Source organism: Streptomyces melanogenes (assembly GCF_014649795.1).
GTDB lineage: Bacteria > Actinomycetota > Actinomycetes > Streptomycetales > Streptomycetaceae > Streptomyces > Streptomyces noboritoensis.
Map to the genome: position 1 here is coordinate 1 of NZ_BMTS01000010.1, position 25,593 is coordinate 25,593.

The window sequence follows — 25,593 nt, forward strand, 5'->3', positions numbered from 1 at the left end:
GCCACGAAGTCGTCAAACAACCCTGACCAACCGTCAGTTACCCCTCCGCGCACACGGTGATCAACGACGCGCTGCCCACCGCGTCACGGAGTGTCGTTGCAGTAACCAGTCGCAGCCAGGCTAACGGCGCACCCGCGGCATCCCCAGACCGATCCAGGAGATGATTTCGCGCTGGATCTCGTTGTTGCCGCCGCCGAACGTGAAGATCACGGCCGAGCGGTAGCCGCGTTCCAGTTCGCCGTGGAGGACCGCGCCCGCCGAGCCCTCCTTCATGGGGCCGGCCGCGCCGACGACCTCCATGAGCCAGGCGTACGCGTCGCGGCGGGCCTCGGAGCCGTACACCTTGACGGCGGAGGCGTCCTGCGGGGTGAGGGTGCCTTCCTGGACGGCGTTGACCATCTGCCAGTTGAGGAGCTTCATCGCGTCGAGCCTGGTGTGGGTGCGGGCCAGGCGGCCGCGTACCCAGCCGAGGTCGATGACGCGGCGGCCGTCGGCGAGCAAGGCGCCGGCGGCCCAGCGCTGGACGTCGTGCAGGGCGCGGATCGCCATGGTGCCGTGCGCGGCGAGCGTGACGCGTTCGTGGTTGAGCTGGTTGGTGATCAGCCGCCAGCCCTGGTTCTCCTCGCCGACGCGGCGGGAGACGGGGACGCGGATGTTCTCGTAGTAGCTGGCGGTTGTGTCGTGCGAGGCGAGGGTGTTGATGACGGTGCAGGAGTAGCCGGGGTCGGAGGTCGGCACGAGGAGCATGGAGATGCCCTTGTGCGGGGGCGCGCCGGGGTCGGTGCGCACGGCCAGCCAGACCCAGTCGGCGGTGTCGCCGTTGGTGGTCCAGATCTTCTGGCCGTCGACGACGTACTCGTCGCCGTCCCGCACCGCCCTCGTCTTGAGCGCGGCCAGGTCCGTGCCCGCGTCGGGCTCGCTGTAGCCGATGGCGAAGTCGATCTCGCCGGAGAGGATCCTCGGCAGGAAGTACGCCTTCTGCTCGTCCGTGCCGAACCGCATCAGGGTCGGGCCGACCGTGTTCAGCGCCATCAGCGGCAGCGGGACCCCGCCCTGGGCGGCCTCGTCGAAGAAGATGAACTGCTCCATCGGGCTCAGCCCGCGCCCGCCGTACTCCTCGGGCCACCCCACCCCCAGCCAGCCGTCCGCGCCGAGGCGGCGCACGGTGTCGCGGTAGAAGCGCTTCTGGGTGGCGGGGTCGGCGTACCGCGCGTACGCGTTGTCGGGCACCAGCTCGGCGAAGTAGGCGCGCAGCTCGGCGCGGAGCCGCTGCTGCTCGGGTGTGTATTCGAGGTGCACGGGCCCCTCCAGGCTGGTCACGGTCCGTCGGTGCGCGTCGGGCGGACGTCGCCGTACGTCGCTACGCATCGCTGTACGTCGTGCGAGCGGGCACACAGTAGAACGTGTTCCAAGAATCTGGAAGGGTGGTGCGGTGAGGAGTGAAGAGGTCGCTCCGGGCGGTCACCCGTTCGTCTCCTTACGGTCGCCGCGCGCCCGGGGCGCGGCCAGCATGGCGAGGGCGTACCACGCCCAGGAACACCACCGCCCCCGGAGGCCCCCATGACCACCGCCCGCGACCTGATGACCGTCGACGTCCGCTGCATCCCGGCGAGCGAAACCCTCGACCGCGCCGCCCAGTTGATGCGGGACCACAACATCGGCGCGCTGCCCGTGAAGGGCAGCGACGGCACGCTGACGGGCATCGTCACGGACCGCGACATCGTGGTGAAGGTGCTCGCCGCCGGGAAGGACGCGGCCGATGTGACCGCGGGCGACCTCGCCGACGGCAGACCGCGTACGGTCTCCGCCGACGCGGACGCGGCCGAGGCGGTGCGGGTGATGAGCGACGCGCGCATCCGCCGCCTCGTCGTCGTGGACGACGGCGAGGCGGTCGGGGTGATCACCGAGGCGGATCTGGCCCGGCACCTCCCTGCGGACCAGTTCGCCTCGTTCGCGAGCAGCGTCTACGCGAGGGGCTGAGCCGCGAGGAGCCGGGCCTCCGCCAGCGGGCCTCCGCGTGGGTCAGGGCAGCAGCTTGTCGATCGCCGCGGGGCCGTCCTCCGCCAGTCGGCGCTCTGCCCACGCCATGTTCTTCGGGTTGATGTCGCGCCCCGACGCGAGCACCAGGTCCTCGGCGGTGACCTCACCGCCCGCTCCTGTGTGCAGCAGTGCGTCGGGGGTGATCCCCTCCCGCTTCGGCGCGGGATCGGACTGAGCGTTCATGCCGCCTCCTCGTTAGTCCGGCGTGGCTCCATTCTGGTACCCGGCCCCGCAGAACGCATCCGCCCCAGAAATGTCCCCCGTCCCGCCCGCTCAGCGGCGTCCTACGGACGCTGCCGCCGCATCCGCTCGCCGATGACGCCGCCGTCCGACTCCCACCAGGGGCGTACGAGCTCGGGCTCCTCGGTTCCGGGATCCGGGGCGGGACCGGGGCCGGGCGCGGCCGGGGCGGGCACCAGCTCCGCGTCCAGGCGCCGGTCGAGGGCCGCCGTCCCGGCCCGCTCGGCCCGGACCCACTGGACGAAGACCACCATCAGGAACGGCACCCCGACCAGCTCCGCCAGCGTGACCATCGCCCCGCCGCCGAGCTGCTGGTCGGCGTGCAGGTCCGGCGCCCACTCGGGGGCGTGCCGGGTGTACCAGCTGCCCGCGATCACGCTGCCGCTGGTCATCACGACGATGCCGGGCACCGCGTCGATCAGCCCGTCCAGGAACACCAGGGCCGCCCGTACGGGGTGCCCGCACCAGGACGGGAGCAGCTCCTCCTTGGTGAGCAGCGGCAGTACGAAGAGGCTGCCCGCGAGCAGCAGCTGGAGGTACATGAGCTGGTGCAGGGCGCCGTCGCGCAAGGCCGTCTCGAAGTACGGCGTGAAGTAGACGCACAGCTCGGACGCCAGCACCAGCACCGAGCTGACCAGCGGAAACGCCAGGATTCGGGCGGCCCGCCCGGTCATGGCGCGGCGGACGGGTCCGGCGGTGCGCTCCGGCAGGGCCCGCAGGGCGAGCGAGAGCGGGTCGCCGAGCGCCAGCCCCAGCGGCGCGACCAGGTCCAGCAGGACGTTCTGCACGGCGGCGGGCCAGAACAGCACGGTGTCGTAGACGGCCAGCGCCGACATGGTCGCGACCACGATCGTGCCGAGGCCGAGCAGCGCGAACGCGGCGGTCCGGGCCACCGGCCACGGCTCGCCCCAGCGGCGCAGCCGCAGCACACCCCACCCGTACAGCCCGCCGAGCACGGCGACGAGCACGAGCGCGGGCAGGTCGAGCTGCCACTGCGCGGGGAAGTCGCCCCAGGTCGGCCGTGGCAGTTCGGCGGCGCCGAACTGCCCGGCGGCCACCTCGACGACATATTGTGCTGCGGACATCCGGCCCGGCCTCCTCACCCGGCCCGCCGGGCGGCGACGGGCCGGATAAACCGTAGTCCCGGCCGTTCGGCGGCCTGCCTGCGGGCCCCTGGACGGGCCGCGCGGCCCGTCCGCGAAAGCCACCACGCAGTCACGCGGCCGCGTCCACGAAAGCCACCACGGATGTCACCTCGAAAGTCACCCGTACGACACGCCGGAGCCGGGAACCAGCCGCCGCGCTCGCCGCGTTCTCCCCACAGCGACGCGGCAAATGCGGCACGAAGCAGCAGGGCGCGGCGGAACGCGGGACAGCGCGGCGCGGTGGCGGACCGCGGCGGGCCAGTGGAGGGGTGGTGTCGATGAGCGAGCTGGTTCCCGGGGGCAACCGGCCCCTTCCGGACGGCGTTCTGACGATAGGGGTCCCGGGCCCCTTCGACCTGTCGGTGCTGATCACCGACGACACCGGAAAAGTGGGAGGGGACGCCGACTTCGTCTTCTACAACCAGCCGTCCGCGCCCGGCACCCGCCTCGACGACGACGTCATCACCGTCGACCCGAGCCGGCTGCGGGCCGGGGCCAGCCGGCTGACCGTGGTGGTCAGCCCCGCCGAGCCGGGCGTTCCGCTCGGCCGGCTGCCGGTGCCGAGCCTGCGGCTCAGCGGTCCCGGCGGCGAGGTCCTGGCCCGGTTCACACCACCGAAGCCGGACCGGGAGACGGTGCTCCTGCTGGCCGAGATCTACCGCCGGGGCACCGGCTGGAAGGTGCGCGCGCTGGGACAGGGGTACGCGGACGGCCTCGCGGGAGTGGCCCGCGACTTCGGGGTGGACGTGGCCGACGAGGACCCGCCGCCGCACGCGCCCACCGTCCAGGTGCCCACCGCGTCGATACCGGTCCCCGCCGCGCGGCGGCCGGGGACCCAACAGGACGACGGCTTCGGCGGGTTGGTCAACGCCGAGCGGGTCCGGGCCGGGGCCCCGCCGGTGACGATCGACGACCGGCTCACCTCAGCCGCCGAGGCGCACGCGGCGACCATGGCCGCCCAGGGCCGCCTCAGCGTGGAGAGCCCGGACGGTGTGTCCGTCTTCCAGCGGGTGACCACGCGGGGGTACGCGTATCTGGGCATCGCCGAGCACCTGGTGTCAGGGCCACGCACCCCGGCCGACTTCCTGGCGTACTGCCTGGAGGACGCCCACACCCGGCGCCCGCTGCGGGACGCCGCCTTCACCGAGGCGGGCATCGGCCGCGCCACCGACGACCGTACGGGCGAGGTGTACTGGACGGCGCTGTGGGCCCGGCCGTTCAGCGGGGACGGGCTGCACCGCACGGTCTCCGAGGTGGTCGCGCTCACCAACGGCCGCCGCGCCTCGGCCGGGCTGCGCCCGCTGGCCGACGACACCCGCCTGGCCTCGGCGGCCCAGGCGTACAGCACGGACATGGCGGCCCGCGGCTTCTACTCGCACACCTCGCCGGAGGGCCTGGAGCCGTGGGACCGCGCCCGGGCGGCCGGGGCCGCGCACCGGGGCATCGGCGAGAACATCGCGTGCGGGCAGCGCACGGCGGCCGAGGTGGTGGAGGGCTGGATGAACAGTCCGGGCCACCGCGCCAACATCCTCAAGCCCGACTTCACGCACATAGGCGTCGGCTTCGCGGGCGGCGGCCGCGCGGGCACGTACTGGACGCAGTTGTTCGGCCTCGCCTGAGGGCTGTGACCCGCACACCGTACGGATGCCCCTGGTCGGCTCAGGCGCCCGCCCGCCGGGCCACCGCGTCCGCCATGTCCGCCAGCCCCACCGGGCGGTCCAGCGTGCCCAGCAGGCTCACGAAGCTGGACTCCAGGAACGCCGCCAGCTCCTCGCGCGCGCCCGGCTCCCCCAGCGGCCAGCCGGTCACCGCCTCCTCCGCGAACGCCATCCAGGCGCGGGAGGCGATGTCGAGCCGGGGCGACTGAGGCATGCCTATGCGCCGCTGGGCGTCGACGACATGGCGGGCCACCGCTTCTCGGGTCTCGCCCAGGATGTCCGCGACCGCCGGATGGCTGCCGGACGCGCCCCTGACCAGGGCGAGATAGACCTGCCGGTGCTCCAGTACGTACGCGACGAACCCGTCGATGAACGACCGCAGCCAGGCGACCGGCTCCAGCGCCGGGTCCGGCTCCACGGCTTCGATGAAGCGCGCGCACTCCTTGGCGACCACCGCGCGGTAGAAGTCGCGCTTGGAGTCGAAGTAGTGGAACAGCAGGCCCCGCGAGATCCCGGCCCGGCGGGCGACCTCGTCCGTGGACAGCTCGTCGAGCGAGCGGTCGGCGAGCATCTCCAGTCCGATGTCGACCAGCTGGGTCCTGCGTTGGTCGGGGGTCAGGCGGGTGATGCGCTTTCCGGACATGCCCGCAGTGTACGAGCGGTGGGGGCGCCGCGCGCCGGGGCCGGGCGGTGGCCGGGCAGCACTGTTGACAATCGCTCAACAACAGTCGTACAAATTTATTGAGCATCGCTCAACAAGGACGCCGACCTTCCCACCATCCCGCCCAGCAACCCGTCCACCGCCCGCACCCGCCGAGCCCGCACCCCGTGCGGACCCCTTCCGGGCGCTTCCGGGCACCTCTGGGCACTGAGGAGACCGCCATGCGCACCATGCGCGCCGCACGATTCCACCCCGCCTCCGGCAAGCTCGGCGTCGAGGAGGTGCCGGTCCCCCGGCCCGGCCCCGGCGAGGCCCTGGTCAAGGTCGCCGCGTGCGGAATCTGCCACTCCGACCTGAGCCTCCTGAACGGCGTCTTCCACACCGACCTGCCGTCCATCACCCCGGGCCACGAGGCCGCCGGCACCATCGACGAGCTGGGCTCGCCGGTCCCCGGCTGGCAGCGGGGCGACCGGGTCGTGGTGCACGCCGGGCGCGCCTGCGGCGCCTGCCCCGCCTGCGTCTCGGGCTCGGCGATCGACGACTGCGAGCACGTGCAGATCATGGCGTTCGACTACGACGGCGCCTGGGCCGAGTACGTCCTGGTCCCGGTCGGCGCGCTGGTCCGCGTCCCGGACTCCATCCCGCTGGAGCGGGCGGCGATCCTCGCGGACGCCGTCTCCACGCCGTACGCGGCGGTGATCGACACGGCCGCGGTCCGCCCGGCCGAGAGCGTCGGCGTCTGGGGCCTGGGCGGCATCGGTACGCATGCGCTCCAGGCCGCCCGGCTGGCCGGGGCCGCCCCGGTGATCGGCCTCGATCCGCTGCCCGCGGCCCGCGAGCGCGCCCTGGAGCTGGGCGCCGACCACACACTGGACCCGACCGCCGAGGACGTCCTCGACAGGATCACCGAGCTCACCGGCGGCCGGGGGCTGAAGGTCGCGATCGACGCGGTCGGCCGCGCGGGCACCATCGCCCAGGCCAACCGCGCCCTGGGGCACCGCGGCCGTCTGGTGCTGGTCGGTATGTCCATGGACAGGGTCGAGTTGGGCCCGCTGGCCGCGTTCACCCGCGACCGGCACTCGGTGACGGGCCACCTCGGCTACCGCAAGGAGCACATCGAGCAGCTCGTCGACCTGGTGGCCGCGGGCCGACTCGACATCAGCCGGTCGATCAGCGCCGAACTCCCGCTGCCGGAGATAGCGGAGGGCGTGCGCCGCCTGGAGCACAAGGAGGGCAACCCGATCCGGATCGTCATCCGGCCCTGATCGACCCGCCCCCGTAACGTCATCCCAACCTGCCCCACATCGCCTTCACATCTCCGTCCCGACGCACCCCCAGCCGTCGGTGAACCCCCGATCCCCCGTCCCCGCGGGGCCCCAACCCGCCGCCCACGCCTGCCGCTCAGGCGTGGGCGGCGGTGCGCGTTCCACACCCCGTCACACCATGATCACGAGGCGCGAAACCGGCCAGGTTTCTCACGTGAGGGCCGCCACACCTTCACCACCCCAGCAACAAAATCTTCACAGGATCGGCAGATTCCATGAAGGATCTGCACTTTCGAGGGTCCGGGCGGGCACGGACAGCAAGATCATCTTCGTTCAACATTGCACTTCGAATCTGGACATGTCCGCATTGAGCCCAACCACTTGGGTGACGCTTTGCCGTTCCGTTGCCGGGCTGTAGGCATTTGTCTCGACGGTCCCGACGGACGTCCCGGCCATGACCACGCCGGACGAACGTCCGTCAACGACTCGTCAAGCACGTTGACAGGGCCGCGTCTTCACATTCTCGCGCCCACGACGTCGCTGGACCACTACCGAGCACTGCCGAACCACTGGGGGTTACCCATGTCCCGACTCACCCGCCGCAGCGCGCTGGGCCTCACCGCGACCGCGGTGGCCGGCCTCGGCCTGGCCGGTACCGCGTACGCGGCGACCGCGAGCGGACCCGCCAACGGCGTCGTCCCCGCCGCGGGCGACGGCCACACCGGTCACACGGGCGGCATGGACCACACGGGGCACGCCACGCCCGCCCCGTTCGACGAGGTGTACCAGGGCCGCCGCATAGAGGGCGCGCCCGCGCAGGGAGGTGCGCACGGCGGCCACCACGGGGGCTACCAGGTGCGAATAGACGGCAAGGAACTGCACGTCATGCGGAACGGTGACGGCACCTGGATCAGCGTGATCAACCACTACGAGACGTTCGCGAACCCGCGCGCCGTGGCCCGCGCGGCCGTGGTGGAGCTCCAGGGCGCCACGCTCGTCCCGCTCGCCTGATCCTTCCGCCCCCGCACACGCACCCGCGCAGCACCACCATCTGGAGCACTTCCATGACCGTACGCAAGAACCAGGCGACGCTCACCTCCGACGAGAAGAAGCGTTTCGTCAATGCCCTCCTGACGCTGAAGCGCAACGGCAAGTACGACGCCTTCGTCACCACGCACAACGCCTTCATCATGAGCGACGGCGACGACACCGACCGTGTGGGCCACCGCTCGCCGTCCTTCCTGCCGTGGCACCGCAGATTCCTCATAGAGTTCGAGCAGGCCCTCCAGTCCGTCGACTCGACCGTCGCGCTGCCCTACTGGGACTGGACCGCCGACCGCACCGCCACCTCCTCGCTGTGGGCCGCGGACTTCCTCGGCGGCACCGGCCGCAGCCGCGACGGCCAGGTGATGGACGGGCCGTTCGCCTCCTCCGGCGGCCAGTGGGCCATCAACGTCCGGGTGGACGGCCGCAACTACCTGCGCCGCGCGCTCGGCGCGGGCGTGCCCCAGCTGCCCACCAAGGCAGAGGTCGACAGCGTCCTGGCCATGACGACGTATGACGAGGCCCCCTGGAACAGCCAGTCCACCGGCGGCTTCCGCAACCACCTGGAGGGCTGGCGCGGGGTCAACCTGCACAACCGCGTGCACGTCTGGGTCGGCGGCCAGATGGGCACCGGCGTCTCCCCCAACGACCCGGTCTTCTGGATGCACCACGCGTTCGTCGACAAGCTCTGGGCGCAGTGGCAGGAGCGCCACCCGGCCTCGCCGTACCTCCCGGCCGCCGGGACGGCGAACGTGGTGGACCTGCGCGAGACCATGCGCCCGTGGAACAACGTGACGCCGGCGGACATGCTGGACCACAAGAAGTTCTACACGTTCGACGCCGCGTAGCGCGCTCCGGTGCGGCCCCGGCGGCTCCCACGCCCCGGGGCCGCACCGGCATGTCCGGGTGCGCGCTCCTCGTAAGCTCGGCGGCATGGACGTTCACGAATCAGTGCTCGAACTCGTCGGCGGCACCCCGCTGGTACGGCTGCGCACGCCCGGGGGCGAGGGGTCGGCGGCGCTCTACGCGAAGCTCGAATACCTCAGCGCCGGCGGCAGCGTGAAGGACCGGATCGGGCTGCACATGATCGAGCAGGCGGAGCGGGACGGGCTGCTGTGCCCCGGCGGCACGGTCGTCGAGGCGACCTCCGGCAACACGGGGGCCGGGCTCGCGATGGTGGCGGCGGCCAAGGGGTACCGAGCCGTCCTCGTCGTCCCCGACAAGACGAGCGCCGAGAAGGTCGCCACGCTGCGGGGGTTCGGCGCGGAGGTGGTCGTGCGGCGCAGCGGGCTGCCCGCCGAGGACCCGGAGAACGTGTTCAACACGGCGGCGCGGATCGCCGAGGAGACACCCGGCAGCTGGCTCGCCGGGCAGTACGACAACCCGGCCAACCCGGGGGCGCACTACGCCACGACCGGCCCCGAGATCTGGCGCCAGACGGACGGCCGGGTCACGCATCTGGTGGCGTGCGTCGGCACCGGCGGGACGATCAGCGGTACGGGCCGCTACCTCAAGGAGGTCAGCGGCGGCGCGGTCCAGGTGACCGGGGCGGATCCGGTGGCGTCCGTCTACTCGGGCGGCGACGGCCGTCCGTACTTCGTCGAGGCGACCGGGCACGTGCGCCACCCGGAGACGGTGGACGACGTCTGGCCCACCTCCTACCACCAGGACGTGGTCGACGAGCTCGTCGCGGTGAGCGACCGCGACTCGCTGCTGACGGTACGTCAACTGGCGCGGGAGCAGGGCCTGATGGTCGGCGGCTCGTCCGGTCTCGCGGTGGCGGCCGCGCAGCGCGTGGCCGCCGGGCTCGGCCCCGAGTCGCTGGTCGTGGTGATCCTGCCGGACTCGGGGCGCCAGTACCTCTCGAAGTACTTCAACGACGCGTGGCTGCTGCGGCTGGGCTTCCTGGACGGGGAGCCGGGCGCGGCGCGGGTGGGGGACGCGGTACGGGACTCGTCGCTGCCGTACGTGAACCGGCTCAGCACGGTCGCGGAGGCGCTGGCCGTCCTCCGGTCCCTGCGCGACCGCGGCCTGCCGCCGGTCGCCGCGGCAGGCCCGTGCCCGGCGGGCCCGGACCGCGCACCGACGGTACCGGAGCTGGCGGGCTCCCTGTCCTTGGACACCCTGTCCGCCGCGCTGTCGGACGGCACGGTGAAGCCGGACACACCGGTACGCGACCACCTCGGCGCGCCGCTCCCCCACTTCGGGGTGGGCGAGCGGGTGGATGCGGTGCTGGCCGAGCTGGAGGAGAGCGGGGCGGAGTTGGCGGTGGTGGTGCGGGATGGACATGGGGTGGGGGTGGTGGGGCAAGCGACCCTGCGGGCCCTGCTGTGACGGCCCCCACCCCGCCCCTTCCCGAAAGCCCTGGGCGGGCGGCCGGGTGCTTCGTCTGCGGACCGTGGTGGGTTGCTCGCGCAGTTCCCCGCGCCCCTAAAAGCGCCCCTCCGGGACGCCCGGGGGGTTGCCGCGCAGCGGCATTTCTAGGGGCGCGGGGAACTGCGCGACCAGTTGGGGACGGCCCGCAGACGAAGAACCAAGCCGCCCGGCCGAGGGCTTTAGGGGAACGGGCGGGGTGGGGAAATCAACCCCCCGTCACCCCCAGCGCCCCCGCCATCACGCTCACCTGCGGATTCACCTCCGGGCAGCCCGGCAGCAGCGACGCGTCCGCGATCAGTACTCCCGTGACGCCCCGCAGGCGGCCCTCCCCGTCCGCGGGGAAGCGGGACGGGTCGGCACCCGCCGCCACCGTTCCCGTGGGGTGGAAGGCGGAGAGGTGGAGTTGACGGGCCGTCACACCCGCCAGGGCCTCGTCCAGTTCGCGCGGGCTCCGCGCCTTCGGGGCCTTCGGGATGCCGGTCAGCACCTCCTCCGCGCCCGCCGCGAACAGCAGTTGGGCCATCGCCCGTACCGCCGTCATCAAACGACCCCCGTCCCGGCGGGACAGGTCGTAGCGGATCAGGGTGCGGTCGCGGCCGTGGACGCTGCCCGACGGGTTGTCCGCGATCATCGCGCCCAGCGTGGCCAGATGGCCCGCGCCGTCGAGTTCGCGGCGCAGTTCCCGGCCCACGCCCGGCAGGACGAAGCTGCCCATGCCCGGTGGGGTCGCCGTCGCCTCGATGAGGACGCCCTGTCCGTGCGGCTCCTCCACCCCGACGCTCTGCAGCACGCCCTCCCAGGCCGTCACCGGCTCCGGGAAGCGGCCCGCCACGCTCGTCGCCGGGTGGACGCTGAGGTTGCGGCCGACGCCGGGGTGGGAGCCGAGGCCCGAGCGGCGCAGCAGCGGCGGGGACTGGAGGGCGCCCGCCGCGACCACCACCAGTGGGCTGAGGATCTCCAGCTCGCTGCCGTCCACCCGGCGCACCCGTACCCCTGCGGCCCGGGGCCCGCCCGGCCGGTCGGGGTCCACCAGGATGCGAAGCACCCGCGCGCCCGTCACGATCCTGGCCCCCGCCGCGCACGCGTCCGGCAGCACCGAAAGCTGCACGCTCTGCTTGGCCCCGGCCGGGCAGCCGACCACGCACTGGCAGGAGCCCTTGCAGCCGGGGGCGTTGCGGCGCAGCGGCGCGGCCCGCCAGCCGAGCCGTTCGGCGCCGGTGAGCGCGAGGAGGCCGTTGTTGCCCAGGACGTCGAGCGGCTGGGTCGCGACGCGCAGCGTCCGTTCGACCTCGTCGAGGCGGTCCGGCATGCCCTCGGCGAGGCTGAAGCCGAAGGACGTGCGCCAGCGTTCGAGGACGTGGTCCGGAGTGCGGTAGCACGTACCGGAGTTGACCAGGGTCGTACCGCCGACGGCCCGTCCGGTCGGGAGCAGCAGCGGCGGGCGGCCGACCGCGACGGTCGCGCCGCCGTCGCGGTAGAGCTCGGCGAACCGGTCGAGCGGGGCGCGGCGCCCGAACGACGCGGTGGTGTGATGGTGCCCCTCCTCGAGGACGACCGTGCGCAGCCCGGCCCGCGCGAGGGTCCGCGCCGCCATCGCTCCCCCGGCGCCGGACCCGATCACCACGGCGTCGGCGGTCGCCCGCGCGGGCCACTCCTCGGCCGGTACGCAGTCGAGCGGCGGATCGTCCGGCGGCGCCAACAGGGGCCCGCGCCCGCCCTCGTGGAGCATTCGTTCCGTCCCGGCGGCGAGCAGCACCGGCACCTTGAGGAGGTCGAGGGCCGGGGCGAGGGCGGGGCGGGCGCCGAGCGACTCCATGACGCGCTCGCGCTCCCGGGCACCGAGCGCGGCGAGCCGCCGTCCCGTCCGGGCGACCGCGTACGCGTCGACGGCCGCCGCCGCACCCCGCAGCCCGGCCCGGGCGGGTACGGGCATCGAGGCGAGGACGTCGGCGAGCCTGCGCGGCACCGTCGCCGTCCAGGGCCGGGTGCCGTCGTCGGCGAGCAGCGCGGCCACCAGGCCGCCGTAGCCGCTCATCGGCCGCCCACCTCCGCGTGGGCCGTGCCCTCCAGCGTCCACTCGGCCTCCGGCCGCCACCTCCCCCACCAGCGCTCCAGGCGTACGACCGCGTCGGCCGTCTCACTGTTGCGGCAGACGGTCTCGCCGCCGTCGGGGTTCGTGTAGGCGAGGGTGAGGGTGCGCGCCTGCGGCTGGGTCACCTCGACGCGGATGCGGCGCAGCCCGGAGCGACCGGTCACCGTCCACACCGGCAGCCCGATCTCCGCCCGGAACCTGCCCGCGCCCGCCCATCCCAGGGCCGGGCGTTCGGCCCGCCGGGGCCAGGTGCGCCCGCGCCGCCGCAGCCGCAGGAAGACCAGCGGCGGCAGGCCGCGCAGGACGGGCCGGGTCGAGACCGCCGCCACGACCTCCAGGACGTCACCGCCGCCGAGGTCGGCGTGCAGCCAGGACCAACGGCGGGCGTTGCCGTGTCCGTATATACGGGCGGACGCGCCCGGCGCGCCCTTCAGCGTCAGGGTTCGCCCGTCGTGGGTGACCGTGCCGTCGTACGTGGCGCGGGCGGCCGGGAGGATCTGGGCGGCGGGCAGCAGGGGGCGGCGCCAGGACCAGCGCGGGAAGGTGAACAGCGGGGCGTCCTCGGCCCGTTCGGTCAGGTCCCAGGTGAACGCGCCCGCCGTTCCGGTCAGTCGGCCCGGCCGGACCGAGACGTCCCGCGTGCCGAAGCCGTCCGTGCCGCCCCGCCACGGCTCGGGGCCGAAGCGGGCGTGCTCGACCGGGCCGTCCTTGGGGAACACCGCGACCCAGCCGTGGGCGTGACCGCCGGAGCCGTCGGTGGGCGCGACCAGTTCGTGGTGGAGCCAGAGGCCGTCGCCGGTCACATGGTCGGTCGCGGTGGTGTACCAGACCTCGGTACGGCCGGGCTCGCCGTTCCAGCGCGGGGCGACCAGGGCGTCGGCGTCCTCGCGCCGCGGGAAGCGGAAGCTCGCCAGGAACGGGGCCAGGCCCGTGCCCAGGGGAAAGCGCAGGGTGCCCGCCCCGACCCGCTTGCCCTCCTCGTACAGGGTGCAGGGCAGGACCGTCATCGAGCGGACCGGGCGCAGCGGTGTGACGGACTTCCAGCCGTCCAGGGTGAGCCTGCGCCCGTCGGCGGTGAAGGCGAGCCGGTAGCGGATGCGGCGGCGCGCCAGCGGGGAGATCTCCAACTCGCCGACCAGGTGCGGGTCGTCGGCCCATCCCGCGATCCGGATCCGTCCGGTGACGCGGGCCTCGGTCGTCCCGGCCGGGCGCAGGACGGTGTCCGCCGAGGCCCGCAGGTCGAGGCGGGCCGCACGGGTGCGGCCCTCGCCGTCGAGCCGGAACGTACCGAGCAGCGTCTCGCGGAACTCCGTGCCCCGCCCGCTCACGCCAGGCCTTCCAGCATGATCCGCTCGGTGGCGGTCAGATAGGCGTCCGCCGCCGCGTGGGCGGCTCGGCCGTCGCCCGCCGCCACGGCCTCGACGACCGGGGCGAGCCGTGCGTACGCCGCCTCCGGGTCGGTGAACGGCCCGACCAGCGCGGCCCGTACGGGCAGGTAGGCGTTGAAGAGGGTGTTGGTGAGGAGTCCGTAGACCCGGTTGCCGGTGGCGCGGGCCAGTGCCCGGTGCACCTCGGCGTCGGCCAGCTGCACCGCGTCGCCGCCCGCCGACTCCCGTACCGCGTCCAGGAGTCGGCGCAGCTCGGTGACGGCCTCGGCGGTGGCGCGGGCCGCCGCGCGTTCGGCGATCAGCGCGCCGACGCTGCGGCGCACCTCGAAGATCTCGCCGATCCAGTCCGGGCTGTGGCGCACCAGCATCGGCAGCAGATCGGCGCCGCCCAGGCGGGCGTAGTCACGGACCCGGGTGCCGACGCCGTGGCGGGTCTCCAGGAGCCCCGCCTGGACGAGTCGGCCGAAGGCGTGCTTGAGGGTGGTGCGGGTGACGCCGTAGCCGTCGGCGAGGCTGCGTTCGGGTGGCAGATAGCTGCCCGCCGGATGGCGACCGGTGAGGATGTCCTCGCGCAGCCGGTTCTCCAGGACGTCGACGATGGTCTCGCGGGGCAGCGTCTCCACGAAGGTCCCTCCCCAGGACGGTGGCGCCGAAAGCTCATATGTGGCTCAGTGGCTGAGCCACTGAACCAGTGGCCTTCCGGCGCCGTCAAGAGGTGTGCGTAAGAGGGGGCGATACGTCCGGAGAGGCCGATACGGACCGTTGCGACCACGAACGCTCCCCCGTGTCCGCGCCGGATACGGCACCGCCCGTAAAGGATCAAGAGCGTTCCGGAGAGGGCAAGGTCACAGCCCTTCCCCCTGCTGCACCTTTGCGCCACTGCCCTAGCATCTGAGCATGACGGTCCTGCCTGACGACGGGCTTTCGCTGGCCGCCGAGTTCCCTGATGCAACCCATGAGCAGTGGCAGCGCCTCGTGGAAGGCGTGCTGCGCAAATCGGGTAAAGATGTCTCGGGCACGGCTGCCGAGGAGGCACTGTCCACCCCGGTCGAGGACGGGCTCACCACCCGCCCCCTGTACACCGCGCGAGACTCCGCGCCCGATGCCGGTTATCCGGGCTTTGCCCCCTTTGTCCGGGGAAGCCGGGCCGAGGGCAACGCGGCGGACGGCTGGGGCGTACGACAGCGCCACGCCGGAACCGACCCCGCCCGGGTCAACGAGGCCGTGCTGGCCGATCTGGAGAACGGCGTCACCTCGCTCTGGCTGGCCGTAGGCCGGGGCGGCGTGCCGGTCTCCGGACTCGCCCGCGCCCTCGACGGCGTCTACCTCGACCTCGCACCCGTCGTCCTGGACGCCGGCGCCGCATTCGAGCCCGCCGCACGGGAGTTGCTCCGCCTGTACGAGGAGCGCGGCGTCGCCGCCGACTCCGCGCGCGGCAACCTCGGCGCCGACCCACTCGGCCACGAGGCCCGCACCGGCGAGGCGCTGGAGACGGCCCCCGCGGCCGGACTCGCCCGGCTCTGCGCCGAGCGGTTCCCCGGGCTGCGCGCGCTCACCGTGGACGCGCTGCCGTACCACGAGGCCGGCGGCTCGGCCGCCGAGGAGCTCGGCGCGTCGCTGGCCACCGGCGTCGCCTATCTGCGCGCGCTCACCGAGGCGGGCCTGTCCGTCGAGGCGGCCTGCGCGCAGCTGGAGTTCCGCTACGCCGCGAGCGCCGACCAGTTCCTGACCATCGCCAAGCTGCGCGCCGCGCGGCGGCTGTGGGCGCGGGTCGCCGAGGCGAGCGGGGCCCCCGCCGCCGGAGCGCAGCGCCAGCACGCGGTGACCTCGCCGGTGATGATGACCCGCCGCGACCCCTGGGTGAACATGCTGCGCACCACGGTCGCCTGCCTCGCCGCGGGCGTCGGCGGCGCGGACGCCGTCACCGTGCTGCCCTTCGACCACTCCCTCGGCCTGCCGGACGCCTTCGCGCGCCGCATCGCGCGCAACACCTCCTCGATCCTCCTGGAGGAGTCGCACCTGGCCCGGGTGATCGACCCGGCGGGCGGCTCCTGGTACGTGGAGCGGCTCACCGACGAACTCGCCCACAGCGCCTGGGAGTTCTTCCGTACGATCGAGCGCGCGGGCGGCCAGGCCGCCGCGCTGCGCTCCGGGCTGATCGGCGAGCGGCTCGCCGCGACCTGGGCCGAGCGCGGCGCCAAGCTGGCGCGGCGGCGCGAACCGGTCACCGGCGTCAGCGAGTTCCCGTACCTCGCCGAGCGTCCCGTCGAGCGCGAGGCGGCCCCCGCCGAGCCCTCGGGCGGGCTGCCGAGGGTGCGCCGCGACGAGGCGTTCGAGGAGCTGCGCGCCCGCTCGGACGCCCATCTGGCCGCGACCGGGACCCGCCCGCGGGTCTTCCTCGCCGCGCTCGGCCCGGCCGCCGCGCACACCGGCCGGGCGACCTTCGCCTCCAACCTGTTCCAGGCGGGCGGCATCGAGCCGGTGCACGACCCGGTGTCGGTGGACGCGGCCACGGCCGCCGAGGCGTTCGCCGCCAGCGGCGCCACCGTCGCCTGCCTGTGCTCCAGCGACGCGCTCTACGCCGAGGAGGCGGAGGCGGTCGCCGCCGCGCTCAGGTCGGCCGGCGCGACGCACGTCTACCTCGCCGGCCGCGGCGAGTTCACCGGTGTCGACAGCTGTGTCTACGCCGGCTGCGACGCGGTGGCCGTGCTCTCCTCCGCCCTCGACCGCATGGGAGTGGCGTCATGACGATCCCCGACTTCTCGGAGCTGCCGCTGGCTCCGGGCGCCGGCGCCGACGGCTCCGAAGACCAGTGGCGCACCGCCGTGAAGGAGTCCACCGGTAAGGCCGACGGCGATCTGCTGTGGGACACCCCGGAGGGCATCGCGGTCAAGCCGCTCTACACCGGGCGCGACCTGGAGGGCCTGGACTTCCTGGAGACGTACCCGGGCGTGGCGCCGTATCTGCGCGGCCCGTACCCGACGATGTACGTCAACCAGCCCTGGACGATCCGGCAGTACGCCGGGTTCTCCACCGCCGAGGAGTCCAACGCCTTCTACCGGCGCAACCTCGCCGCCGGGCAGAAGGGCCTGTCGGTCGCCTTCGACCTGCCGACCCACCGCGGCTACGACAGCGACCACCCGCGGGTCACCGGTGACGTCGGCATGGCGGGCGTGGCCATCGACTCGATCTACGACATGCGCCAGCTCTTCGACGGCATCCCGCTGGACAAGATGACGGTGTCGATGACGATGAACGGCGCGGTGCTGCCGGTCCTCGCGCTCTACATCGTGGCGGCCGAGGAGCAGGGCGTACCGCCCGAGAAGCTGGCCGGGACCATCCAGAACGACATCCTCAAGGAGTTCATGGTCCGCAACACCTACATCTACCCGCCCAAGCCCTCGATGCGGATCATCTCCGACATCTTCGCGTACACCTCGCAGAAGATGCCGCGCTACAACTCGATCTCCATCTCCGGCTACCACATCCAGGAAGCGGGCGCGACGGCCGACCTGGAGCTGGCGTACACGCTGGCGGACGGTGTGGAGTACCTGCGGGCCGGGATCGACGTGGGCCTGGACGTCGACGCGTTCGCGCCCAGACTCTCCTTCTTCTGGGCGATCGGCATGAACTTCTTCATGGAGATCGCGAAGATGCGGGCGGCCCGGCTGCTGTGGGCGCGCCTGGTCAAGCAGTTCGACCCGAAGAACACCAAGTCGCTCTCGCTGCGCACCCATTCGCAGACCTCGGGCTGGTCGCTGACCGCGCAGGACGTCTTCAACAACGTCACGCGCACCTGTGTGGAGGCGATGGCCGCCACCCAGGGCCACACCCAGTCCCTGCACACCAACGCCCTGGACGAGGCGCTCGCCCTGCCGACCGACTTCTCGGCGCGCATCGCCCGCAACACCCAGCTGCTCATCCAGCAGGAGTCGGGCACCACCCGGGTCATCGACCCGTGGGGCGGCAGCGCCTACGTGGAGAAGCTCACCTACGACCTGGCGCGGCGGGCCTGGCAGCACATCCAGGAGGTCGAGGCGGCCGGCGGCATGGCGCAAGCCATCGACGCGGGCATCCCCAAGCTGCGCGTCGAGGAGGCGGCCGCGCGCACCCAGGCGCGCATCGACTCCGGGCGCCAGCCGGTGATCGGCGTCAACAAGTACCGGGTGGAGACCGACGAGCAGATCGACGTCCTCAAGGTCGACAACTCCTCGGTGCGCGCCCAGCAGATCGCCAAGCTGCGGCGGCTGCGCGAGGAGCGCGACGAGGCGGTCTGCCAGGACGCCCTGCGCGCGCTGACGAACGCCGCCGCCTCCGGCACCGGCAACCTCCTGGAGCTGGCCGTGAACGCGGCCCGCGCCAAGTCGACGGTCGGCGAGATCTCGGACGCCCTGGAGAAGGTGTACGGCCGCCACGCGGCACAGACCCGTACGATCTCCGGCGTGTACCGCAACGAGGCAGGCGAGTCCCCGTCCGTGGAGCGCACCCGCGCGCTGGTGGACCGCTTCGACGAGGCGGAGGGCCGCCGTCCGCGCATCCTGGTCGCCAAGATGGGCCAGGACGGGCACGACCGCGGCCAGAAGGTGATCGCCACCGCCTTCGCCGACCTCGGCTTCGACGTCGACGTCGGCCCTCTGTTCCAGACGCCGGGCGAGGTGGCCCGGCAGGCGGTCGAGGCGGACGTGCACATCGTGGGTGTGTCGTCGCTGGCCGCCGGTCACCTGACCCTCGTACCGGCGCTCCGCGAGGAGCTGGCCGCCGAGGGCCGGGAGGACATCATGGTCGTCGTCGGCGGTGTCATCCCGCCGCAGGACGTCCCGACCCTGCTTGAGATGGGCGCCGCGGCGGTGTTCCCGCCGGGGACGGTCATCCCGGACGCGGCGTACGACCTGGTGGCGCGGCTCGGCGCGGCGCTGGGCCACGACGAGCTGTAGCCGCCCGTGCGCATCGACCTCGACAGCTACGTCAAGGGTGTGCTCGACGGGAAGCGGGCGTTCGTCGCCCGGGCCATCACCCTCGTCGAGTCCACCCGCCCCGACCACCGGGCGCTCGCGCAGCAGCTCCTCACCGAGCTGCTGCCGCACACCGGCAACGCCCGGCGGATCGGCATCAGCGGGGTGCCGGGGGTGGGCAAGTCCACCTTCATCGACGCCTTCGGCACGATGCTGACCGGGCTCGGCCACCGGGTGGCGGTGCTCGCCGTCGACCCGTCGTCCACCCGTACCGGCGGCTCCATCCTCGGCGACAAGACGCGGATGGAGCGGCTGGCGGTGGACCCGGCGGCGTTCGTGCGGCCCTCGCCGAGCGCCGGGACCCTGGGCGGCGTCGCCAAGGCGACCCGTGAGTCCATGGTGGTGATGGAGGCGGCGGGATACGACGTCGTCCTGGTGGAGACCGTCGGCGTCGGCCAGTCCGAGACGACGGTCGCCGACATGGTCGACTCGTTCCTGCTGCTCACCCTCGCGCGTACGGGCGACCAGCTCCAGGGCATCAAGAAGGGCGTCCTGGAGCTGGCGGACGTGATCGCCGTGAACAAGGCGGACGGGCCGCACGAGCGCGACGCGAAGTCGGCGGCGCGCGAACTGGCGGGCGCGCTGCGTCTGATGCATCCCCAAGCTCTCGGCTCCGCTCGAGCAGGGGAGACCCCACTGGCGGACGCGGCCTGGACGCCGCCGGTGCTGTGTTGCAGCGCCCGCGAGTCCAGTGGCCTGGACACCGTCTGGGAGCGGATCGACCAGCACCGCACGCTGCTCGACTCCACCGGGCGCCTCGCCGCGAAGCGCCGTGACCAGCAGGTGGACTGGACCTGGACGATGGTCCAGGACGAGCTCCTGGACCGGCTGCGGGCGCATCCCGCGGTACGCGAGCTCGCTCCGGCGCTGGAGCGGCGCGTCCGCGACGGCGAGCTGACGCCGACGCTGGCGGCGGAGCGGATCCTGGGCGCGTTCCAGGGGACGCCGGACGGCGCGTGACCGTACCGCCCGTGACGGGAAGGCCCGGACCGTATACGGTCCGGGCCTTTCGCGTCGCTCAGGCCGGGGCGCCCACCAGCTCCGCGCCCTCCGCCGCGTGCAGCCGCTCGATCAGTGCCTGGCGGGCGCGGGCCACCCGGGAGCGCACGGTCCCCACGGGGCAGTTGCTGACGTGGGCCGCGTCCGCGTAAGGCAGCCCGAGGAGCTGGGTGAGGACGAAAGCCTCGCGGCGCTCGTCCGGGAGCGCCGCGAGCAGGTCGGCGAGGGCCACCCCGTCGTCGAAGCCGGGCAGCCCCCGGGGCTGGGCCCGCTCGGCGGCCGACTGCCAGTCGTCGGTGTCGCAGACACGCGGCCGCGCGGCGGTGTACCGCAGGTTGTCGATCACCGCGCGGCGGGCGATCGACAGCAGCCAGGTGCGGGCGGAGGAGCGGCCCTCGAACCGGTGCAGACTGCCGAGGGCCCGCAGGAAGGTGTCCTGGGTGAGGTCGTCGGCGGCCTGAGGATCGGCGCCGAGGTAGGTGACGTAACGGCGTACGTCGCGGTGGAGCGCGCGGACGAAGTGCTCGACGGCCACGGGGTCACCGGTGCGGGCGGCCAGCGCCCAGGCGGTTATCGCCTGGTCCGTCGATTCGTCGCGCGAGCGGGGCAGGGCAGGAGTGATCACCTGGTGTCCTTCTCGGGATCCGGGATCCGGAACGGCCCGCGGGACGGGCGGGTCCGGTGAAGGGGTACGGCGGCACGAAGGCGTGCGGCCGATGCCCGGGGCGCCGGGGAGGGGACTCCCGGGACGCCGCGGGGAACCGGCTGTCGTCAGACGACAGCGGTCCCGGCGGGCGGACCCCGTGAGGTGATCGCGTGGACGAGGAAGAGCTGCCGGGGCGCGCGGACCGTGCGGTCGCGGCGGGCGCGCGGGCGCGGGGCCCTCGGCGGCGCGGCCGAGAGCAGGGTCGGCCGCAGCGGGGCGAAGAGCCAGCCCGCGAAGGCCCGCAGGATCCGGAAGGCCGCGCGCTCGCCGTGCGCCAGCCACAGGCCGCACAGCAGCGCGGCGAGGAGGTGGGCGGCGAGCATGCCGCTGGAGGACATCCCCAGGGGCATACCGGCCATGTCGTGGCCCATGGAGCCCATGTGGCTCATATGCCCCGTGGACATCCCGCTCATCGGCATGTCCATCGGCGCCATGGCGGGGCGCGCGGTGGCCTGGGCCCACGAGAACGTCTCGTGCAGCACCGCCTGCGCCCCCACCGCGAAGGCCACGACCGGTCCGAACCTGCGCTCGCGCCCGGCCAGGGCCCACGCGGTGGCGCCGGTCGCGACGAAACCGCAGCCCAGCGCCCACCAGGGCACCGGAGCCTGTGACATGAGGACGTGCCCGAGCGCGGTGAGCAGCACACAGAGGGCCGCGAACATCGCGGCCCGCACAGTGCGGCAAGAGTCTCCGGCAGTCATGGCGCGCTCATCCTCGCATCCGCCCCGGGCGTTCCACCGGCGGGTTCGCACATTGATTCGCCGATTCCGCCCTGAAAAGGTGCGTGATCCAGGCCACACCAACTCGCCGGAACCCGGCGCCGGTTCGCGCCGACTACTGGGGGGAGCCCAGGGGCGTCAGCCCGGCCGGTGGCCGTGCGGGATGAGGCGGCCCATCGCCCGCCGGGCGGCGGGGACCAGGCCGTGCGGCGTGGTGACGGCCGCCACCGCCCCCATCCCGACCGCGGCGCGCGGGGAGGGCACGGCCGAGCCGTACCACTCGCACGGCGCGCCCGGGTGGCGCTGCCGGGCGTCGCCGTGCGCCTTCAGTGCCACGCTCACCAGGCTCAGCAGCAGCTCCACGTCCGCGTCGCAGTCGAGGAGCACGGTGAGCCAGGCGGATCCGGGGGTCACCCGGATCGCGCTGCTGCGCCGGAGCTCGGGCAGCAGCCGCTCTATCGCCATGTGGGTGAGGTGCAGATCGGCGGCGTAGTCGGAGTGGAAGTGCACCACCTCGTACTCCGTCGTGCGGAAGGCTTGCCCAACGGCGCACCGGGGCGGGCCACTTACCAGATTCGGCCATGTCTCCAACTGAGCCATGGCGCGATGGGCCGCGGTCATAACCCCATCCTCGCGCACGATTCACCCGCCGGACACCCCTCTCACCCTTCTCGTGGGCCGCTTGACCAATCCGTGCCCGAAGCGGGGTGGGGCGGAATCAGTCCAGGGTGACCGGACCGTCGCCGGTCCTGGCCTGCGAGCCGCCCTCGCCCGGCGCTTCTCCCTCTTCCCGCGCGGGCTTCCCGGCCGTACCGAGGTAGCCCTGCAGTTCCAGCAGCCCGCCGCCCTTGACGGAACCGTCGCGTCCGCCCTGTACTTGGCCGGATCCGCTCAGGTTCTGGCGTACGGAGTCGAGGATCGTCAGGCCCTGGCCGACCAGGCCGGCCGCGATCTCGCCGAGGCCGTCGGCGCCGTTGAGCACGTTGACGTTGGCGCCCGCGAGGCCGCCGGCCGCCTCCTTGACGATCTGCGGCAGCTGGTCGATCAGCATCCGGTCGAGCGCGACCCGGTCGTACGAGGCGGCCGCCTCGGCCTGGATCTTCATCCGCTCGGCCTCGGCCACGGCCAGCACCCTGATCCGCTCGGCCTCGGCCTCGGCGGGCTTGACGATCTCGGCGACCAGCTGCTGCTGGCGCAGCTTGGCCTGGCGCAGCGCCAGTTCGGTCTGGGCCGCCAGGACCTCCTGCTGGGCGTGGGCCTGGGCGAGCGGGCCGGCCTGGGCGGCCTGGGCCTGGGCGCGGTCGACCTCGGCCGAATACTCGGCCTTGACGATGGCGGTCTGACGGGCGTACTCGGCCTGGTTGCGCGCGGCGACCTGCTCGGCCTCGACCGAGGCCTGGGTGGCCTGCGCCTGGGCGATCTGGGCCTGGCGCTGGATGGCCGCCTTGTGCGGGGCCGACATCGCCTCGATGTAGCCGGTGTCGCCGTCGTCGATCGACTGGATCTGGAGCGAGTCGACGATCAGGCCGATCTTCGCCATCTCCGACTTCGAGGTGTCGAGCACCTCGGCGGCCAGCTTCTGGCGCTCGGTCACGATCTCCTCGACGGTCATCGAGCCGATGATCGCCCGCAGATGACCGGCGAAGATCCGGCCGGTGAGCACCGACATCTGGTCCTGGTCGGAGAGGAAGCGCTGACCGGCGTTGACGATGCTCTCGGTGTCGTTGCCGACCTTGAAGGCGATGACGGCCCGTACCGTCAGCGCGATGCCCTGCTTGGTCACACAGGTCTCGGTGACCTCCGACTCGCACATCGCGAGGGTGAGGAACCGGGTCTTGCGGAAGACCGGGAGCACGAACTTGCCGTGCCCGGTCACCACCCGGAACGGCGCTCCCCCGAGGCCTCGTCTGCCGCCGGAGATGAGCATCGCCTCGTCCGGGGCGGGCACGCGGTAACCGAACATCTGGGTCTCCCTTGTCTGTTGCTTGCGGTGCTGATGAGCGGTCCGAGGGGCCGGGCGGGTGTCAGCCGGTGCCGAGGCCCAGTTCGTCCAGCGGGTCGGACCACTCGATGACGTCGACCTGGCGGGTGCCGCGGGAGTCCACGACGAGGACCCTCGCCCCGCGCGGCAGGGGCTCCTCGGACCAGGCGAGGAAGGTCTCCGAGCCGCCCCGGACCCGCACCAGGACCTCGCCGGGGCCGCCGGAGCCGCGGGTGCCGATCAGCACTTCGCCGGTGCAGCCGATCACGGCATCGTCCTGTTCCATGGCTGGACCGCCCCCCTTGTCGCCGCGGAACCGGCCCTCTACGGTCCGGGGCCGCCCACCCGTTCCGGACGCGCGACCGATCCGGACTTCTGACGATAGCTCCCCGCCCCCGCGCGGCCCATCCTCGGGTGCCTGACGGAGTCTGACGTTCGGATGCCAGATGCCCTACACAACCGGCAAGTAATTTGCGAAATCTGACACAACCCTGAAACCAGAGTGTCTTGTTCGGTCAGATGGCCACCGGGAGACTGGGGGACAAGATCTACTGCGTCGCGCCGGGCCCCACCCCGGAAGGGCGCCGAAGCACCATGCGACACCCCGAGGCCGAGCTTCATGAACGAGGTGGGGCTGTTCCCCGGGACTGCCGGTCAGGCGGCGGCGAGCCGACCCACTCGCCGGGCCGCGTGACGGGCCGGCGGCGCCTGCGGGAGTGCCCGCTCGCCGCCCGATCGATCACTGCCAGGACGCCGCGGGGGCGTCCTCAGCATGTCTCGCTGGGAGAGTTCTTGATGATCACACGCAGAAATGCGATGAAGGCCGGCGTCGCGCTCACCGGCGCCGTGGGGGGCGCGGGACTGCTGATTCCGGCCCTGAGCAGCGAGGCGCAGGCTCAGGCCACCGACATCGACCCGACCACCATCCCCAAGTTCGCCCAGGAGATGCCGGTCCCGGAGACCCTGAAGCCGGACCGTATATCGGGCACGACGGCGTACTACAGCTTTGAGATGCAGGAGGTCGAGACCGAGATCATCCCGGGCAAGCAGACGACCGTCCGCACCTTCGACGGCCACTTCCCCGGCCCGTGGATCAAGGCCTGTTCGGGCCACCGCGTGGTGGTGACGCAGAAGAACAACCTGCCGTCGCCGACCTCGATCCACCTGCACGGCGGGCACGTACCGGAGTCCAGCGACGGTACGCCGATGGACCTCATCCAGCCGGGCGGCGAGAAGACCTACACGTACCCGAACAGCCAGCCCAACGCGAACCTGTGGTTCCACGACCACGCGCACCACGTCGAGTCGGAGAACGTCTTCCGCGGTCTGACCGGCTTCTACACGCTGATGGACCTGCCGGAGAAGGCGCTCGGCCTGCCGTCCGGCGCGTACGACCTCCCGATCGCCATCCGCGACGCCCGCTTCGACGACAACGGGCAGCTCATCTACCAGATGAACGACTTCCGGGGCCGCAACGTCATCCTCGCCAACGGCAAGGCCTGGCCGTACTTCGAGGTCGCGGCGCGCAAGTACCGCTTCCGGCTGTACAACACGGCCAACATGCGGTTCTTCACCCTGAAGCTGTCGGACGGCTCGACCGTCCAGCAGATCGGCGGCGACGGCGGCCTGCTGGAGGCCCCGGTGACCACCGACAAGATCTCGATCACCTCCGGCGAGCGCGCCGACGTCGTCATCGACTTCTCCAAGTACCCGGTGGGCACCAACGTGGAGATCGTCAACACGGAGAACGTGCCCGCGGGCGTGCCTCCCACGCCGGTGCTCCAGTTCCGGGTGACCCGCACGGCCGCGGACTACAGCAAGGTCCCGGCGAAGCTGCGGACGCTGCCCGCGCTGCCGGCGCCGACGGTCAACCGCAACGTCGTGCTGCGGGTGGACGAGAACTCCGCGGACGGCATGGGGTACATCGACGAGAAGGTCTACGACCACACCCGCGTCGACAACACCATCAAGTACGGCGACACCGAGGTGTGGACGGTCAGCAACGTCAACCAGCGGGTGCCGCACAACTTCCACATCCACCTGGTCCAGTTCCGGGTGCTGGAGCGCAACGGCGTCCCGGTGACGTCCGGGCCCGAGACCGGGCTCAAGGACACCGTCCGGCTGATGCCGGGCGAGAAGATCAAGGTGCAGGCCACCTTCACCGGCTACCGCGGCAAGTACGTCTACCACTGCCACATGTTCGACCACGCGGCGATGGGCATGATGGCGACGATGGAAGTCGTCTGACACCCGTCACCCCCGCGGGC

The 25,593-nt window shown here is 72.8% G+C and carries 22 protein-coding genes; 10 read left to right on the forward strand and 12 right to left on the reverse strand.

From position 1 onward, the window contains the following. Nucleotides 1-120 precede the first annotated feature (120 nt). Complete coding sequence (locus IE252_RS21795) at nt 121-1,299, reverse strand: acyl-CoA dehydrogenase family protein (protein WP_190091404.1); 1,179 nt, start codon at nt 1,297-1,299, stop codon at nt 121-123. Between the two features lie 261 nt (nt 1,300-1,560). Here IE252_RS21795 and IE252_RS21800 point away from each other — a divergent pair, with 261 nt between their 5' ends. After that, a complete protein-coding gene (locus IE252_RS21800) occupies nt 1,561-1,980 on the forward strand; it encodes a CBS domain-containing protein (protein ID WP_190091131.1) in 420 nt (139 codons plus the stop codon). 42 nt (nt 1,981-2,022) lie between these two features. Here the strand turns inward: IE252_RS21800 and IE252_RS21805 are convergent, their stop codons facing one another. Both IE252_RS21805 and IE252_RS21810 read right to left on the reverse strand, forming a co-directional pair. Continuing rightward, nucleotides 2,023-2,223: a hypothetical protein gene (locus IE252_RS21805; RefSeq protein WP_101386832.1), complete on the reverse strand. Its 201-nt coding sequence runs from the start codon at nt 2,221-2,223 to the stop codon at nt 2,023-2,025. Nucleotides 2,224-2,324: 101 nt separating this feature from the next. Continuing rightward, nucleotides 2,325-3,365 (reverse strand): cytochrome c oxidase assembly protein, encoded by a 1,041-nt coding sequence (locus IE252_RS21810; RefSeq protein ID WP_190091132.1) that lies wholly within the window; start codon nt 3,363-3,365, stop codon nt 2,325-2,327. Nucleotides 3,366-3,703: 338 nt separating this feature from the next. On the opposite strand from IE252_RS21810, the gene IE252_RS21815 reads away from it, so the two are divergent. Continuing rightward, the gene (locus IE252_RS21815) at nt 3,704-5,044 is read left to right on the forward strand and encodes a CAP domain-containing protein (RefSeq protein WP_190091133.1); all 1,341 of its coding nucleotides are present in this window, start codon (nt 3,704-3,706) and stop codon (nt 5,042-5,044) included. Nucleotides 5,045-5,084: 40 nt separating this feature from the next. Here IE252_RS21815 and IE252_RS21820 read toward each other — a convergent pair whose 3' ends face one another. Further along, nucleotides 5,085-5,726 carry a TetR/AcrR family transcriptional regulator gene (locus IE252_RS21820; protein ID WP_190091134.1) on the reverse strand — a complete coding sequence of 214 codons (642 nt, stop codon included), beginning with the start codon at nt 5,724-5,726 and terminating at the stop codon, nt 5,085-5,087. A gap of 239 nt (nt 5,727-5,965) precedes the next feature. Between IE252_RS21820 and IE252_RS21825 the strand changes: the two genes are divergently transcribed. From IE252_RS21825 to IE252_RS21840, 4 genes are all read left to right on the forward strand, one after another. After that, nucleotides 5,966-7,009, forward strand: coding sequence for a zinc-binding dehydrogenase (locus tag IE252_RS21825; RefSeq protein WP_190091135.1), 1,044 nt, complete (start codon nt 5,966-5,968; stop codon nt 7,007-7,009). A 582-nt stretch (nt 7,010-7,591) separates the two neighbouring features. Further along, the gene (gene melC1, locus IE252_RS21830) at nt 7,592-8,020 is read left to right on the forward strand and encodes an apotyrosinase chaperone MelC1 (protein ID WP_190091136.1); all 429 of its coding nucleotides are present in this window, start codon (nt 7,592-7,594) and stop codon (nt 8,018-8,020) included. 53 nt (nt 8,021-8,073) lie between these two features. Continuing rightward, on the forward strand, nt 8,074-8,901 hold the full coding sequence (melC2, locus tag IE252_RS21835) for a tyrosinase MelC2 (protein WP_190091137.1): 828 nt from the start codon (nt 8,074-8,076) through the stop codon (nt 8,899-8,901). Between the two features lie 85 nt (nt 8,902-8,986). Beyond that, entirely contained in the window at nt 8,987-10,387 is a 1,401-nt protein-coding gene (locus IE252_RS21840; RefSeq protein WP_190091138.1) for a pyridoxal-phosphate dependent enzyme, read from the forward strand. A 247-nt stretch (nt 10,388-10,634) separates the two neighbouring features. On the opposite strand, the gene IE252_RS21845 is transcribed toward IE252_RS21840, so the two are convergent. From IE252_RS21845 to IE252_RS21855, 3 genes are read right to left on the reverse strand one after another with little or no spacing between them, the layout of a single operon-like run. After that, nucleotides 10,635-12,464, reverse strand: a complete 1,830-nt coding sequence (locus tag IE252_RS21845; RefSeq protein WP_190091139.1) for a GMC family oxidoreductase — start codon at nt 12,462-12,464, stop codon at nt 10,635-10,637. After that, entirely contained in the window at nt 12,461-13,849 is a 1,389-nt protein-coding gene (locus IE252_RS21850; protein WP_190091140.1) for a tocopherol cyclase family protein, read from the reverse strand. The genes IE252_RS21845 and IE252_RS21850 overlap by 4 nt, the downstream gene beginning before the upstream one ends. Then, entirely contained in the window at nt 13,846-14,532 is a 687-nt protein-coding gene (locus IE252_RS21855) for a FadR/GntR family transcriptional regulator (protein WP_190091141.1), read from the reverse strand. The genes IE252_RS21850 and IE252_RS21855 overlap by 4 nt, the downstream gene beginning before the upstream one ends. Nucleotides 14,533-14,806: 274 nt before the next feature. Here IE252_RS21855 and IE252_RS21860 point away from each other — a divergent pair, with 274 nt between their 5' ends. The 3 genes from IE252_RS21860 to meaB are packed head-to-tail and all read left to right on the forward strand — an operon-like array spanning nt 14,807 to nt 19,881. Beyond that, entirely contained in the window at nt 14,807-16,657 is a 1,851-nt protein-coding gene (locus IE252_RS21860; protein WP_190091142.1) for a methylmalonyl-CoA mutase family protein, read from the forward strand. Further along, a complete protein-coding gene (scpA, locus tag IE252_RS21865) occupies nt 16,654-18,843 on the forward strand; it encodes a methylmalonyl-CoA mutase (RefSeq protein WP_190091143.1) in 2,190 nt (729 codons plus the stop codon). The genes IE252_RS21860 and scpA overlap by 4 nt, the downstream gene beginning before the upstream one ends. A gap of 6 nt (nt 18,844-18,849) precedes the next feature. Beyond that, nucleotides 18,850-19,881, forward strand: a complete 1,032-nt coding sequence (gene meaB / locus IE252_RS21870; protein ID WP_190091144.1) for a methylmalonyl Co-A mutase-associated GTPase MeaB — start codon at nt 18,850-18,852, stop codon at nt 19,879-19,881. A gap of 58 nt (nt 19,882-19,939) precedes the next feature. On the opposite strand, the gene IE252_RS21875 is transcribed toward meaB, so the two are convergent. The 5 genes from IE252_RS21875 to IE252_RS21895 form a co-directional block, all read right to left on the reverse strand. Continuing rightward, nucleotides 19,940-20,545 (reverse strand): sigma-70 family RNA polymerase sigma factor, encoded by a 606-nt coding sequence (locus IE252_RS21875; protein ID WP_190091145.1) that lies wholly within the window; start codon nt 20,543-20,545, stop codon nt 19,940-19,942. 146 nt (nt 20,546-20,691) lie between these two features. Then, nucleotides 20,692-21,327, reverse strand: coding sequence for a hypothetical protein (locus tag IE252_RS21880; RefSeq protein ID WP_190091146.1), 636 nt, complete (start codon nt 21,325-21,327; stop codon nt 20,692-20,694). Nucleotides 21,328-21,483: 156 nt separating this feature from the next. After that, the gene (locus tag IE252_RS21885) at nt 21,484-21,858 is read right to left on the reverse strand and encodes a luciferase domain-containing protein (RefSeq protein ID WP_444545956.1); all 375 of its coding nucleotides are present in this window, start codon (nt 21,856-21,858) and stop codon (nt 21,484-21,486) included. A gap of 205 nt (nt 21,859-22,063) precedes the next feature. Beyond that, nucleotides 22,064-23,308 carry an SPFH domain-containing protein gene (locus IE252_RS21890; RefSeq protein WP_229848701.1) on the reverse strand — a complete coding sequence of 415 codons (1,245 nt, stop codon included), beginning with the start codon at nt 23,306-23,308 and terminating at the stop codon, nt 22,064-22,066. A gap of 61 nt (nt 23,309-23,369) precedes the next feature. Beyond that, nucleotides 23,370-23,612: an NfeD C-terminal domain-containing protein gene (locus IE252_RS21895; protein WP_190091148.1), complete on the reverse strand. Its 243-nt coding sequence runs from the start codon at nt 23,610-23,612 to the stop codon at nt 23,370-23,372. Nucleotides 23,613-24,121: 509 nt separating this feature from the next. On the opposite strand from IE252_RS21895, the gene IE252_RS21900 reads away from it, so the two are divergent. Continuing rightward, the gene (locus tag IE252_RS21900) at nt 24,122-25,573 is read left to right on the forward strand and encodes a multicopper oxidase family protein (RefSeq protein WP_190091149.1); all 1,452 of its coding nucleotides are present in this window, start codon (nt 24,122-24,124) and stop codon (nt 25,571-25,573) included. Nucleotides 25,574-25,593: the final 20 nt, after the last annotated feature.

What these genes read in the sequence shown, in the direction of transcription:
- IE252_RS21800 (WP_190091131.1), top strand. Translation starts at nt 1,561, where the DNA reads ATGACCACCGCCCGCGACCTGATGACCGTCGACGTCCGCTGCATCCCG.
- IE252_RS21805 (WP_101386832.1), bottom strand. Translation starts at nt 2,223, where the DNA reads ATGAACGCTCAGTCCGATCCCGCGCCGAAGCGGGAGGGGATCACCCCC.
- IE252_RS21810 (WP_190091132.1), bottom strand. Translation starts at nt 3,365, where the DNA reads ATGTCCGCAGCACAATATGTCGTCGAGGTGGCCGCCGGGCAGTTCGGC.
- IE252_RS21815 (WP_190091133.1), top strand. Translation starts at nt 3,704, where the DNA reads ATGAGCGAGCTGGTTCCCGGGGGCAACCGGCCCCTTCCGGACGGCGTT.
- IE252_RS21820 (WP_190091134.1), bottom strand. Translation starts at nt 5,726, where the DNA reads ATGTCCGGAAAGCGCATCACCCGCCTGACCCCCGACCAACGCAGGACC.
- IE252_RS21825 (WP_190091135.1), top strand. Translation starts at nt 5,966, where the DNA reads ATGCGCACCATGCGCGCCGCACGATTCCACCCCGCCTCCGGCAAGCTC.
- melC1 (WP_190091136.1), top strand. Translation starts at nt 7,592, where the DNA reads ATGTCCCGACTCACCCGCCGCAGCGCGCTGGGCCTCACCGCGACCGCG.
- melC2 (WP_190091137.1), top strand. Translation starts at nt 8,074, where the DNA reads ATGACCGTACGCAAGAACCAGGCGACGCTCACCTCCGACGAGAAGAAG.
- IE252_RS21840 (WP_190091138.1), top strand. Translation starts at nt 8,987, where the DNA reads ATGGACGTTCACGAATCAGTGCTCGAACTCGTCGGCGGCACCCCGCTG.
- IE252_RS21845 (WP_190091139.1), bottom strand. Translation starts at nt 12,464, where the DNA reads ATGAGCGGCTACGGCGGCCTGGTGGCCGCGCTGCTCGCCGACGACGGC.
- IE252_RS21860 (WP_190091142.1), top strand. Translation starts at nt 14,807, where the DNA reads ATGACGGTCCTGCCTGACGACGGGCTTTCGCTGGCCGCCGAGTTCCCT.
- scpA (WP_190091143.1), top strand. Translation starts at nt 16,654, where the DNA reads ATGACGATCCCCGACTTCTCGGAGCTGCCGCTGGCTCCGGGCGCCGGC.
- IE252_RS21880 (WP_190091146.1), bottom strand. Translation starts at nt 21,327, where the DNA reads ATGACTGCCGGAGACTCTTGCCGCACTGTGCGGGCCGCGATGTTCGCG.
- IE252_RS21890 (WP_229848701.1), bottom strand. Translation starts at nt 23,308, where the DNA reads ATGTTCGGTTACCGCGTGCCCGCCCCGGACGAGGCGATGCTCATCTCC.
- IE252_RS21895 (WP_190091148.1), bottom strand. Translation starts at nt 23,612, where the DNA reads ATGGAACAGGACGATGCCGTGATCGGCTGCACCGGCGAAGTGCTGATC.
- IE252_RS21900 (WP_190091149.1), top strand. Translation starts at nt 24,122, where the DNA reads ATGATCACACGCAGAAATGCGATGAAGGCCGGCGTCGCGCTCACCGGC.